Annotated in this window: 10 protein-coding genes; 5 read left to right on the top strand and 5 right to left on the bottom strand. The window is 72.2% G+C overall.

Features of this window, described 5'->3' with window-relative positions; all coding sequences use genetic code 11:
- Positions 1-405: 405 nt before the first annotated feature.
- Together ACGFX4_RS29365 and ACGFX4_RS29360 are read left to right on the top strand one after the other, a co-directional pair.
- Positions 406-2,949 carry a tetratricopeptide repeat protein gene (locus tag ACGFX4_RS29365; protein WP_393080532.1) on the top strand — a complete coding sequence of 848 codons (2,544 nt, stop codon included), beginning with the start codon at positions 406-408 and terminating at the stop codon, positions 2,947-2,949.
- A gap of 39 nt (positions 2,950-2,988) precedes the next feature.
- Positions 2,989-3,573: a hypothetical protein gene (locus ACGFX4_RS29360; protein ID WP_393080530.1), complete on the top strand. Its 585-nt coding sequence runs from the start codon at positions 2,989-2,991 to the stop codon at positions 3,571-3,573.
- Between the two features lie 43 nt (positions 3,574-3,616).
- On the opposite strand, the gene ACGFX4_RS29355 is transcribed toward ACGFX4_RS29360, so the two are convergent.
- On the bottom strand, positions 3,617-4,822 hold the full coding sequence (locus ACGFX4_RS29355) for a ricin-type beta-trefoil lectin domain protein (protein WP_393080527.1): 1,206 nt from the start codon (positions 4,820-4,822) through the stop codon (positions 3,617-3,619).
- A gap of 287 nt (positions 4,823-5,109) precedes the next feature.
- Entirely contained in the window at positions 5,110-5,826 is a 717-nt protein-coding gene (locus tag ACGFX4_RS29350) for a hypothetical protein (RefSeq protein WP_393080524.1), read from the bottom strand.
- Between the two features lie 276 nt (positions 5,827-6,102).
- On the opposite strand from ACGFX4_RS29350, the gene ACGFX4_RS29345 reads away from it, so the two are divergent.
- Entirely contained in the window at positions 6,103-6,489 is a 387-nt protein-coding gene (locus tag ACGFX4_RS29345) for a hypothetical protein (RefSeq protein WP_393080522.1), read from the top strand.
- A 74-nt stretch (positions 6,490-6,563) separates the two neighbouring features.
- Here ACGFX4_RS29345 and ACGFX4_RS29340 read toward each other — a convergent pair whose 3' ends face one another.
- Positions 6,564-7,208: a dihydrofolate reductase family protein gene (locus ACGFX4_RS29340; RefSeq protein WP_393080519.1), complete on the bottom strand. Its 645-nt coding sequence runs from the start codon at positions 7,206-7,208 to the stop codon at positions 6,564-6,566.
- 181 nt (positions 7,209-7,389) lie between these two features.
- On the opposite strand from ACGFX4_RS29340, the gene ACGFX4_RS29335 reads away from it, so the two are divergent.
- On the top strand, positions 7,390-9,222 hold the full coding sequence (locus ACGFX4_RS29335) for an MFS transporter (protein ID WP_393080516.1): 1,833 nt from the start codon (positions 7,390-7,392) through the stop codon (positions 9,220-9,222).
- Positions 9,219-9,773 (top strand): MarR family winged helix-turn-helix transcriptional regulator, encoded by a 555-nt coding sequence (locus ACGFX4_RS29330; protein WP_393080514.1) that lies wholly within the window; start codon positions 9,219-9,221, stop codon positions 9,771-9,773. The genes ACGFX4_RS29335 and ACGFX4_RS29330 overlap by 4 nt, the downstream gene beginning before the upstream one ends.
- Before the next feature lie 75 nt (positions 9,774-9,848).
- Here the strand turns inward: ACGFX4_RS29330 and ACGFX4_RS29325 are convergent, their stop codons facing one another.
- Both ACGFX4_RS29325 and ACGFX4_RS29320 read right to left on the bottom strand, forming a co-directional pair.
- Complete coding sequence (locus ACGFX4_RS29325; RefSeq protein WP_393080511.1) at positions 9,849-11,576, bottom strand: PHB depolymerase family esterase; 1,728 nt, start codon at positions 11,574-11,576, stop codon at positions 9,849-9,851.
- 192 nt (positions 11,577-11,768) lie between these two features.
- Positions 11,769-12,953: a competence protein CoiA gene (locus tag ACGFX4_RS29320; protein ID WP_393080509.1), complete on the bottom strand. Its 1,185-nt coding sequence runs from the start codon at positions 12,951-12,953 to the stop codon at positions 11,769-11,771.
- Between the last annotated feature and the right edge of the window lie 12 nt (positions 12,954-12,965).

The raw sequence follows: 12,965 nt of genomic DNA, 5'->3' as shown, positions 1-12,965 counted from the left end.
GTACGACCGCGACCGCGCCTTCATCCTTCGGGTGAATCCCCCCGAAGCACCTGTGACACCGTGCCACCGACGCTAAGATCCGGACCCGTCCCCCACGGGGTTGTCGGATCCCGCGGCAGTCCCGCCGTCCTCGGCTGGCATCGGCCCGTCCGCACCGGTTCGACAGGCGCCTCTTCTGACGAGCAGTCAGTCACATTCCTGAAGACTGGAATCCGAAGGGAACCCGCGCTTCGGTACCCGGATTTCGGGTAGGCAGGTCGAGCGGGCCAGGGGCTGCCCACACACGGCTGACTGACAGGGGCGGGAATGCTGGCGGAAGCGCTGGGGGCGCTCGCGACCGCGGGTGGGACTGCGGTGGCACAGGCCGCAGGGACCGAGGTGTGGGCTGCGGTCCGGGAGCGGGTCGTGCGGCTCTTCAGCCGGTCCGGGTCGCGGGACATCGGTGCGGTGTCCGCCGAGCTCGACCGGCTCTCAGCCGGGCCGGGGAGTGCGGCGGGCAGCCTCGAACCGGCCGCCGCGATCTGGCGGTCACACTTCGAGGCCCTGCTCCAGCAGCTCGACGGTCCCGACCGCGAGTCGGCCGTCCTGTTGCTGCGCGAGGTGGTCGGGCTGTCCCGCGCGGCGACGGCCGTCACGGCGTTGGGGAACGGTTCGCTGGCACTGGGCGGCGACGCCAGGTTCACTGCCGAGCCCGGTGGTCTCGCCGCCGGGACGGTCGGTACCGCGCTCACCGTCGGGCACACCGGAGTGGCCGCCGGACGGGTGGACCAACTGAACGTCTACATCCAGCACGACGAACGAACGGGCGCGACGACCCTCAGCCCGCCCCTGGGACGACGTAACCCCGACCACCCGCCGCGCGGCAGGGAGTCCCTCCTGGAATCCCTGGCAGACCTGCTGGCCGACTCCTCGGACGGCGGGGCCCACGTACTCCACGGCATGGGCGGCTCGGGCAAGACCACCCTGGCCCTGGAGACGGCGCATCGCGCCGCCGCGGACAACCTGAGGGTCTGGTGGATCGGGCCCTCGGATCAGGACGCGCTGGCGTCGGGTCTGCTGACGGTCGCCCGGCAGGCCAGTGCCACCGACGAGGATCTCCGCACCCGCGACGGTGCCGACGTGCTCTGGCAGGCTCTGGAACGGTACGACCGGCCCTGGCTGCTCGTCGTGGACGGCATCGACGATCCCGGGCTCCTCGACGGCACGGGCCGCCTGAGCGACGGCACCGGCTGGATCCGCCCGCACCGAGGGACCGGACTGGTGCTGATCACCACGCGGAACGGGACGGCCGCGGCATGGGGGCCGGGCTTCCGGCTGCACCAGATCAACGGCCTGGCGTCCGCGGATCCGGGCGGGGAGGAGGCGGTGACCCCGTCCCCCGCCGCGCAGGTCCTCATCGACTACGCGGGTCCCGACAAGGGGCCCCTGCGGGACGCCGAAGCGTTGGCGGAACGCCTGGGAGGGTTGCCGCTGGCTCTCCGGCTTGCGGGCAGCTACCTCGCCGACGTGTCGGAGCAGCCCTGGCCGGATGCTGCCGCCACCCTGACCTTCTCGGCCTACCGGCAGGCCATCGAGGAGGGACGTCCCGATCGGTTCGACCCGAACGGAGTCATCAGGAGCGCCACCATGCTGAACCTCGACCAGTTGGCCAGCCGCGGCCTTCCGCAGGCACGCCCGCTGATCGGACTGTTGTCCGCCTTCGCGGGCGCTCCTCTGCCCTATGTGACGGTGCTCCGGCCGGACCGGGTCGCCGCCGTGCCCCAGCTCGGCATCTCCGACGGTGCCCAGCTCTGGCGACTCCTCAAGGCACTCGCCGACCTGAGCCTCATCGAACTCGACGGCGTATCGGCGGCTCTGCCCGTGCTGCGCCTCCATCCCCTGGTGCGCGACGCCGCGCGCGCGGAGGAGGCGCCCTGGGCGCCACCGACAGCCGGCCTGCTGTTGAACCAGGCCGTCGGCACCCTTGGCGACCGTGTCGAAGACCCCGCCTCATGGCCGCAGTGGCACGCGCTGGCACCGCACGTGTTCCGATCCCACCGACTGGCCGTCGAGGCAGCGGACGACGCCGACGCCGACGGCGTCCTCGGAGCAGGGGCCGCAGCGCTGCTCGTCGCCAGATACCTGGATCTTCGGGGCCTCTACTCGGAGGCCGAGAACCGCATCCAGGAGGTTTACCTGGGGCGGCGCGCCCGCTTCGGGGAGCACGATCCGGCAACCCTGGACGCCCGCTACCACCTTGCCCGGGTCGCGCGCAAGCAGGGCCGGCTGGAGGAGGCCGAGGAGGAGCTCCGGACCCTCGCGCACGAGCTGCGCCGACTCCTCGGTGAGGACGACGCCGCAGGGCTCTCCGTCCGCCACACCTGGGCCATGGTGCTGCGCGAGCTGGGGCGGCTGGACGAGGCCGAGCAGGCGCACCGGGAGGTCTGGCAGATCCGGGCCCGCCTCCTGGGCGAGGCGCACCCCGATACCCTCACATCCCGATACAGCCTTGCCCGGGTGGCTCGTGAGCGCGGCGACCTGCCTCATGCGGAGGCGGAGTACCGGATCGTCCACAGCGCACGCCGCCACGTGCTCGGGGAGCGCCACCCCGACACGCTGGCGACCCGTCACAGCCTCGCGGTGGTGGCCCGCAGGCTCGGCCGGTGGGAGGAGGCCGAGGCCGGGTTCCGAGAGGTGCTCGCTGCCAGGACGGAGATCCTCGGGGAGAGCCACCCGTACACCCTCATCACCCGCACCGAGCTCGCCCTGCTGGCCTGGGACCACACCGACCTCGGAACGGCCGAGCACGAACTGGCCACGGTCCTGGAGCTGCGGACGAGGGTACTCGGAGCGAGCCATCCGCAGACCGCCTGGACGGCGGCCAACCTGCACCACCTCCGCGAGCTCCGCAGCGCCGGCACACCACCGACCCGGGTCGCCCCCGCTCCCCAGCAGGGCCCCAGCTACTGAGGCCCCGCCTTCCGCGACCCTTCCGACCTCGGAGCCATCGTGCTGGTCAACATCGTGTCTCTGACCGTATCCGTCCTCGCTCTCCTCATCTCCGGGTATCTGGCGCTGCGGCAACTCCGGTCCTCCCAGGGGGCGAATGTCCTGGCGATGATCCTCGACGGCTTCAGCGAGAGCCGTGATCCCGCGTACTCGGAGGCGATCGAGTACGTGCTCTACCGTCTCGTCGACGACTACCCGCGGCCGATCTCCTACTTGGATCTCGCAGAGCCCCACAAGTCCCATGTCCGGCGCGTCGGACTCTTCTTCGACGACCTCGGAAAGCTCGTCGCCCACCGCGTAGTCGACGAGACCCTCATCATCGGCTCCTACGGACGGAGCATCCTGCGGGCGTGGCTGATTCTCGCTCCGTTCATCTACCTGGAGCGTCAAGCCCATCAGCGGACCCCCATGCGGTACTTCGAAGATCTCGCCCATCGAGTGAGCCGCACCTCCCCCGACGCGATCTACGCAGAGCTCAAGCTCGGCAGGCTTCCCCCATCTCTCCCCGAGCAGAGCAGCACTCTCCGAGGTGGAGCGGGGCCATCGGCGACAGACCGGTGCGACGTACCGGATCACGGCGCGTAGTTCGCTGTCCGGGTAGTCATGGAGCCCTGGGACGGGACAGTCGTCAGCGGAAGCTCCAGACCTGGTTGGACTGGGTGCCGCCACCGCCGTAGCAGTCCCAGATCTGCAGCAGGGTGCCGTTGGCGGTGCCGCGGCCGACGGCGTCCAGGCACTTGCCGGAGGCGGGGTTGGTGAGGGTGCCGTTGGCGTTGGCCTGCCACTTCTGGGCGCCGAGCCCGTTGCAGCTCCACAGCCGGACCTGGGTGCCGTTGTCGACGCGGCCGCCGGCCACGTCGAGGCACTTGCCGGACCTGGTGTTCACCAGCGCGCCGTTGGACCAGCTCCACTGCTGGTTGGGCCAACCGCCCGTACCCGTGTAGCAGTCGTAGAGCTGGACGGGCGTGCCGTCCGCGGTGCCGCCCTCCTGGTCGTCCAGGCAGCGTCCGCTGCCCTGGCCGACGATGCTGGTGCCGCCGCCACCGCCGGTGCCGCCACCGGTGCCGTTGGGCGTGTAGGAGAAGGAGTTCACGGCGAGGCCGGGGCCGCCCTGCCAGGGCTCGAAGCCGAACTGGACGCTGGTCATGTACCAGGAGGGCTGCAGGTAGCCGCGGCTGATCGAGTCGTTGGTGAAGTCCTTGATGTTCACCGTGATCGCGTCGGTGCCGGACTGCCGCACGTAGGAGACGGTGTTCCAGCCGGGGTTGCTGCCCTGGCGGCCCTCCCACACGTCCCACGTCGCGCCCTCCAGGGACACGGTGGCGACCTTGGAGCCGAACGGGGCGGGCGGGCCCTGGTGGTTGACCCAGATCATCAGCTCCTCGCCGTCGTTCTGCCCGGCGGGGTTGGGGTGGCTGTCGAACCAGATGTCGTACGCGGCGTCCCAGGAGCCGGCGGCGGTGCCGAACGACACGCTGGACTGCGGGTTGGTGAACGAGGACACCTGCTGCGGCAGGCCGTTGCCCCGGGAGCAGTTGCCGTAGTGGCAGCCGGCGTAGATGGACGGGTACGAGGCGGGGGCGCCGCCCGTCCCGACGTTGTGGTTGCCGGTGGTGACCCGGAAGCCGTTGTCGGAGACGTCGATGCACTGCTGGATCGAGTCGCCCCACTCGTTGTTCTGCACGATGTACGCGCCGTTCGACACCGCGACGCTGCCGAACTTGTCGCAGATGGTGGTGGCGGCACCGGCGGGGCCGGCGGCCGCCACCGGGAGGACGGTGGCGGCCACCAGCGAGAACGCGGCGAGTGCGGCGCGCAGCGTTCGGAGGAGCACGGAACCTGGCACGGTGAGACCTCTCTCGTTTCGGGGCGTCGACGCGACGCCGGACACGACGGATTGGGAGCGCTCCCACATGTGCAGGCACCATGAAGCCAGTAGGTCATGTTACATGTCAACGGTGGCGCTGTGTACAAGAATTGAAGGCATTCGGGCACGTGGCGCGCGGATCGGCCGCGAGCCACGCCAGATGGCGGGCCGGCGGCCGATCCGCGTTCACGACCTGCCGACAGGCGCCGGACGCGGCACCCCGACACTTCGGGTCGTGACAGGAGGCGAGCGCGTCAGTGGGCGACCGCTGCCTCGCTCCGGAACGGCGCGAAGTCGGCGTTGTTCTTGCAGCCGAGGTTCTCGAAGGTGCTGACCTTGGTGTCCGGATCGGTGCCGGTCAGGTGGTACTTGCAGGCGCCCTTGATGTACCGGCCCTCGACCCCGCCGGGGAAGTCGATCTCCTTGTTCCAGAGGTAGGGCGACTGGTAGCCGTTGAGGCGGGCGGTGGCGTTGACGTCGATGCCGCCCGGGGCGTAGATCTCGTAGACCCAGCCGGTCTTGGCGGCGCCGTAGGTGGCGAACTTCTGCGCCACCCACATCGCGCAACTGGTGCTGAGGTGGGCGCTGTTCTGTCCGCCGCCCTGGACGATGTACTCGGCGAGGGGGGTCACGGCCTCGCCGCGGGGCGTGAAGCCGGCCCGGAAGATGTCCTCCACGTTCTCCCGGGTGTCACCGCGCCAGAGGGTGTTGACGTCGTTGCGCCACTGCCAGCGCTCGTTCGCCGCGGAGGCCGCGACCGTCTGGGCGATCTGCGGCTGGGTGGTGGTGCGCCACCAGTCCCAGGCGCGGTAGTCGACGACCGGCCCGCAGGGCGTGGTCAGGTCGTCGTCGGCCGCCGCCCGCACCGCGGGCACGGCCGGAGCGGCGGCGGCTGCCGGGGCGGCCGTGACGGAGGCGACGGCGGAGGCGAGGGAGGCGGCGGCGAGCACCCGCAGAGCGGCTTGCAGCATGGTGAGAGCCCATCGGTCGGTCAACGTGACGGGCCCTTTATAGGCACACGAACCATGACGCGCCGGTAGCGATACGCCGAGGCCACCCGCACGAGCGCATAAGTCACACCGCACTCGGTGGTACCCGGGCAGCTGCAACTGAACGCCCACCCGGGATCGTCCGCATCAGTGAGGGGCGAATAGGCAGGGCCGCCATTGAACACCCGGCGATCCACCGGGTGTGCTGGACCTGCCGCCGCACTCCGGTGCGGTCCCGAGAACAGGCAGGTGGCACCGATGGACGCATTCGAGCGAACCGGCGACCCCGGAGGTCCGCGGACCGCGGCCTACCTCCGCGCCTACCCCGCCGACCCGAGCGGGATGGAGTGCCAACGCTGGGCGCTCGCCGACCTGGCCGCCGCCGCGGGGCTTCCCGAGCCGCAACTGTTCATCGACAACGGCCACCGCGTCACCGACGGCCTGCCGGCCCTCGACGCACTGCTGCGGGCCGTCGGTGAGGGCTGGATCTCCGCGGTCCTGGTGCCCGGCCTGTACGTGTTCGGCCTGCGCGAGGAGGAGGTGGCGGCGGCGCTCCGCCACCTCGACCGGCACGGCTGCAGGCTGCTGCAGCTCCCCCCGCGCCGGGCCCTGTCCCGGGCACCGCGGATCGCGGAAGCCGCCTGACGGACGAGGGCCGCCGGCCTCCGTAACGCGCCCGGCCCGGTCGGGCGCGGGTGAACGTCGGGCGCAGGTGAACGTCAGGCGCGGGTGAACGTCAGGTGGGTGACGCCGCTGGGGGTCGCCACCGTCTCGATGCGGAAGCGGCTCTCCATCCCTTCGAGGCCGCCCCAGAGCCGCTCGCCCCGGCCGAGGAGGATCGGCACCACGACGACGTGCAGGTGGTCGACCAGGTCCTCGGCGAGGAAGGCGCGCAGGGTGCTCGGCCCGCCGCCGATCCGGACGTCGAGGCCGCCCGCGGCCTCCTTGGCCTGCGCCAGCACCTCCTGCGGCGAGCCGTCGACGAAGTGGAAGGTGGTGCCGCCCTTCATCTCCACCGAGGGACGGGGGTGGTGGGTCATCACGAAGACCGGCGTGCGGAACGGCGGCTCCTCCCCCCACCAGCCGTTCCAGTCGTGGTCCTCCCAGGGGCCGTGCTGCGGACCGAACTTGCCCCGGCCCATGATCTCCGCGCCGATCCCCTCGCCCCACGTGCCGGCCATGGCGTCGTCCACGCCGTAGGCGCCGCCCTCCGCGCCCTGCATCGACCGGAAGGCCCGGGTGTTGAAGAACCAGCCGTGCAGCCGGTGCCCGGCGTGGCCGAACGGCGCGTCGAAGGTCTGCCCCTCGCCGGTGCCGAAGCCGTCCAGCGAGACCGAGAAGTTGTGGACCCGTACCAGCGACACGTGAGGACCTCCGGCAGTCGACACTCCGGCGCGGCAAGGCCGCCGCACCCCGTGCGACCGAATGTATCCCCGGGGTCCGACAGATCCCCGGACCGCCGGTCGCCGGGTCTGGCAGGTGTCCCCGGCGCGGAGTAAATTTAGTTAACGTCAGCTAAGGATCAGGGGCGGGGAGGCACGGGCAATGACGACACCGGACAGCGGGGCCGGGCCCGGCGCGGCCGCCGACGACGGACTCGGCGACGACGGACGCGGCGGCCGGATCGGGGCCGGGCATCCGCGCTACAAGTGGATCGCGCTCTCCAACACGACGCTGGGCATGCTGATCGCCACGATCAACTCCTCGATCGTGCTGATCTCACTGCCCGCGATCTTCAACGGCATCCACCTCGACCCGCTCCGGCCCGGCAACGTCAGCTACCTGCTGTGGATGCTGATGGGCTACATGCTGGTCACCGCCGTACTGGTGGTGACGCTGGGCCGGCTCGGCGACATCTGGGGCCGGGTGCGGATCTACAACGCCGGTTTCCTGATCTTCACGGTCACCTCCGTGGTGCTCTCCCTCGACCCCCTGCAGGGCGCCGGCGGAGCGCTCTGGCTGATCGGGTGGCGCGTCGTGCAGGCCGTCGGCGGCGCGATGCTGATGGCCAACTCGGCCGCGATCATCACCGACGCCTTCCCGGCCCGGCAGCGCGGCATGGCGCTGGGCGTCAACATGGTCGCCGCGATCGCCGGGTCCTTCGTCGGCCTGGTGCTCGGCGGGGTGCTCGCCGAGTGGAACTGGCGGTCGATCTTCTGGGTGAACGTCCCGATCGGCATCATCGGCACCGTCTGGGCGTACCGCTCCCTGCACGAGACCGGCGTGCGCCGACCGGGCCGGATCGACTGGTGGGGCAACATCACCTTCGCCGTCGGCCTGACCGCCCTGCTGGCGGCGATCACCTACGGCATCCAGCCGTACGGCGGCCACACCATGGGCTGGACCAACCCCTGGGTGCTGGCCGGCCTGATCGGCGGCACCGCCGTGCTCGGCGTGTTCTGCCTGATCGAGACCCGGGTCGCCGAACCGATGTTCCCGCTCCGGCTGTTCCGCGACCCCGTCTTCGCCGGCGGCAACCTCGCCACGCTGCTCGGCTCGATCGCTCGCGGCGGCCTGCAGTTCATGCTGATCGTCTGGCTCCAGGGCATCTGGCTCCCGCTCCACGGCTACGACTACGCCGACACCCCGCTGTGGGCCGGCATCTACCTCGTCCCGCTCACCGTCGGCTTCCTGGCCGCCGGCCCGATCGCCGGGCACCTGTCGGACCGCTTCGGCGCCCGCCTGTTCGCGGCCGGCGGCCTGGTCGTGATGGCCGCCTCGTTCGCCGGGCTGCTCCTGCTGCCCACCGACTTCGGGTACCCGGCGTTCGCCCTGCTGGTGTTCCTGAACGGCCTCGGCGGCGGCCTGTTCGCCGCACCCAACACCGCGCTCGTGATGTCCAGCGTCCCCGCGGCCGACCGCGGCGCCGCCTCCGGCATGCGCGCCACCTTCCAGAACGCCGGCATGGTGCTCTCCATCGGCGTGTTCTTCTCGCTGATGGTCGCGGGCCTCGCCGGTTCGCTGCCCGAGGCCCTCACCGGCGGCCTCACCGCCCAGGGTGTGCCCGCCGCCGACGCCAACGCCGTCGCCCAACTTCCGCCGGTCGGAACGCTGTTCGCCGCCTTCCTCGGCTACAACCCGATCCGCGAACTGCTCGGCCCGCACGTCCTGTCCACGCTGCCCGCCGCCAACGCCGGGACGCTCACCGGACGGGAGTTCTTCCCACACCTGATCTCCGGCCCGTTCCACGACGGCCTGATGGTCGTCTTCTCGCTCGCCATCGCGATGTCCCTGGTCGCCGCCGCGGCCTCGCTGCTGCGCGGACGCACCGGACGCACCACCGGCCGGCCCGCGGCCACCGACCCGCCCGCCGCCGAGCCCACCGCCGACCCGCCCGCCACCGGCCGGGACGCCGCCGCGGGCCGGGGCACCGCATGAGCACCCGCGACGAGACACCGGACGCCCCGGACCTGCCCGCAGAGGACGCCGCGGGGGCCTCCCCCCAGCAGCCGCCCGAGGAGCACGGCCCGGCCGCCGCCGTCGACCCGGCCCTCATCGACCCGGCCGCCGTCGTACGGCTGCGCCTGGTGATCGCCCGGCTGTACCGGCAGCTCGCCCAGGCCTCCACCGGCCAGGAGTTCACCTTCGCCCAGCAGTCGGCGCTCGCACGGATCGAGCAGCACGGACCGCTCCGCCTCGGCGAGCTCGCCGCCCTGGAACGCGTCGCCGCCCCCTCGATGACCCGCACCGTCGGTCCGCTGGTGGCCGCCGGCCTGGTCAGCAAGGTCCCCGATCCGCACGACGGCCGCTCCACCCTGGTCGAGCTGTCACCGGCTGGCGCCGACCTACTCGCCACCATCCGCCAGGAGCGCTCCGAACTGCTGGCCGGCCGCGCCGCCGCGCTCACCGCCCACGAACAGGCCGTGCTCCTGGCAGCCCTGCCCGTCCTGGAACACCTCCTGGTCGACGGCGCCCCCGACAGCCGGTAGGTCCGGCCGCGTCCGTACCCCGAAAGGCCCCGCCCCGTCAGCACGGACGGGGCGGGGCGGGGCTGCCGCAGGGGGTCAGCAGCCGCTGTCGGAGATCACGTAGTAGCCGTCCGCGGTCTCCTTGAGGGTGTGGGTGACGTAGAGGTTGTACAGGCCCATGTTCTGGTTGGAGCCGTTGGCGTAGGTGTAGCCGCCGCTGGTGTGGGCGCGGCCGGCAACCACCTGGTTGTAGTTGTTCGCGGTGAAGCACTGCGGGGTGTAGCCGGTGGTGGTGGCGGTGACGGCGGCGGACTGCGCGCCGACCGTCCCGGCCGAGTCGACGGCCGCCACCGTGTATGCGTAGGCCGTGCTGCTGGTCAGACCGGAGTCGGTGTAGCCCGTGCCGGTGGCCGAACCGACCAACGCGCCACCCCGGTACACCTTGTACGAGGCCGCCCCGCTCACCGCCGACCAGCTCAGCGACGCCGTCGTGTCGGTCGTCCCGGTGACCGCCAGACCCGTCGGCGCCGGCAGCGTGGTGCTCCCGCCGCCGGTGGTGGTGGCGGTGACGGCGCCGGACTGCGCGCCGACCGTCCCGGCCGAGTCGACGGCCGCCACCGTGTACGCGTAGGCCGTGCTGCTGGTCAGACCGGAGTCGGTGTAGCCCGTGCCGGTGGCCGAACCGACCAACGCACCACCCCGGTACACCTTGTACGAGGCCGCCCCGCTCACCGCCGACCAGCTCAACGACGCCGTCGTGTCGGTGGTCCCGGTGACCGCCAAACCGGTCGGTGCCGGCAGCGTGGCGGTGCCGGAGCCGTCGAGGCCCCAGAACGCGGCGGTGTAGTAGCTGGAGCAGATCGCCTTGAGGTAGTACGCGCCGGTGGTGCCGCACTGGCCGGTGCCGGTGCCGGGGTTGACGGCCAGGCCGTGGGACATGCCGGAGATGGAGTACAGCTGGACGGCGGGCTTGCCGTTGGCGTCGTTGTACTGGGTCAGCGTGGTGCCGCCGGTGAGGGTCTGGGTGCTGGACGGGGTCTGCGGGATGCCCCAGACGTTGGTCCACTGGTCGCGCAGCTCGGTGCCGTTGACGGGCTTGACGGTGGTGTCGGAGCTGCCCTGCCAGATCGCCACCCGCGGGTAGGGGCCGGTCCATCCCGGGTAGGAGTTGCGGACCTTGGTGCCCCACTGCGCCGGGGTGAGTCCCATGTCGTTGTTCTGGCAGCTGGACGCGCCCGCCTGCGCGGTCGCGCACTGCGCGGGGAGGCCGGAGTCGATGGCGCCGCCGGCGAAGACGTCCGGGTAGTCGGCGAGCAGGTTCGCGGCCTGGCCGCCGCCCGCGGACAGGCCGGTGATGTAGACCCGGCGGGTGTCGCTGCCGTACTGGGCGACCGCCTTGTCGACCATCTGCTTGATGGACAGCGCCTCGCCGTTGCCGCGGGTGCTCTGAGCGGAGTCGAACCAGCGGAAGCAGCTCAGCGAGTTGTTGGCGCTGGTGGTCTGCGGGTAGACCACCGCGAAGCCGTACTGGTCGGCGAACTGGGCCCAGCCGGAGTGGCTGTGGTAGTCGGAGGCGCTCTGCACGCAGCCGTGCAGGGCGACCACCAGCGGCCGGCCGGTGGGCAGGCCGTCCGGGGCGTACGCGAACATGCCGAGGTTGCCGGGGTTGGACCCGAACCCGGTGACCTGGGTGAGGGCGGCGGCGGAGGCGGTGGGGGCGCCGACGGTCAGCAGGCCGGCGGCGAGCGCGACCGCGCCGGCGGCGGCGGAGATCCAGCGGCGGATGCCCTGCCGCGCGCGGGACTTGCCGGGCAGACGTGTCATGGAGGGGCTCCTGGGTGGGGGTGGACACGACCGTGGGCCTCGCCGAGCCGGATCCGGGCGGGTGGGACCGTCGGGGCTCTGTGCGGCGGGGCTGTGACGTGAATCATGCGACCCGTCAGGAGGCGCGGTAATGGCGGAGAGATCCACCCTTGATCGGACGGCCATGTGCGCGTGACCCATGACACCTCCGCTTCAGCGCGGCGCCGGGAGGCCGATGACGCGCGCGCCCCGGGGTGCCGTCGCGGCCAGCTTCTCCCGGTCCGGTTCGGTCGCGGCGAGGACGACGACCCCGTCCAGCCGCTCCCAGTCGAGGAGGGCCGGCTTGGGGCGCAGGAGCGCGACGACCGGCCCGTCCGCGTGGCCGGCGCACAGCGGGATGCCTCCCGCCCAGCGGGGGTCGAAGTCCTCGTGTCCGAAGTACGGCTGGGTGCCGTGGTGGACGCGCACCCACTCCGCCGCCGCCTCGCGCATCCGCCGGCGATCGTCCGAGGGCACCGACAGCCGCCAGGACCGCACCATGACCCGGTGCGGATCGCGCAGCAGGTGCCGCGGGGACTCCGCGGTACCGCGCCACCCCGTCCCCGGGCGCAGCTGGCGCTCCACGGCCTGGACCCGCCGGCCGTCGAGCTGCCGCTGGAGCCGCTCCCACTCGGCGGCGTCCTCGACGTAGCGCGGGGCCGTCCAGGCCGCCGGCCAGAGGATGCGGCCGTCGAGCCGCTGCGGACGGGCGAAGCGGTGGCCGACGACGCGCCCCGCCAGGACCCAGGCCACGAAGTCGCGCAGCGCGGCGTTGGCCGGTAACCAGTTCGGCACGTCGAAGCGGGCCAGCCCGCCCACCACCTTCCACGGCGCGCCCTCGCTGCCCGGAGCGGCCGCCATCACGGAGGGCACGGTGCCCAGCCACGGCCGGGAGTGGACCCCCACCCAGCACACCCGCACGCCGTCCGCGGCGAAGCGGGCGGTACGTTCGCCTATCTCGTCCGGGGTGATCGGGGACAGCTGTGCCTCCCACGCCATGCGGCGGCCGCCGTCGGGGGACGAGGCCATCACGTCGGCCCGCCAGGCCCCGTCCGGGGCCCGGACCTCCAGCTCGGCGAACCATCCGCCGGCGCGCACGGCTTGGGCGAGCTCCAGCTTCAGCAGGTGGTGTTCCATGCTCTCCTGCGCCAGCGCGCAGTTCGGTGCCCCGGCGTCGTGGGCGAAGAACCGCAGCCCGCCCGAGGAGACCTTCGGGTGCACGCCGTGCCCGCACTCCGGGCAGGCCAGTGGCACCCGGGGCCGTACCCGGTGGATCGCCGGCCACGCCCAGCCGCACCCGAGGTCGTCCTGGCTGGCGTCCAGTCGGCCGCGCCCGGCGTGCATCGCGGTGATGGCCATGGAATGTCCCCC

Origin of the sequence: Kitasatospora sp. NPDC048365, from assembly GCF_043200835.1 — a bacterium.
Lineage (GTDB): Bacteria > Actinomycetota > Actinomycetes > Streptomycetales > Streptomycetaceae > Kitasatospora > Kitasatospora terrestris.
The sequence above is the reverse complement of the archived record's forward strand: the minus strand, read 5'-3'. Positions and strand labels throughout refer to the sequence as shown.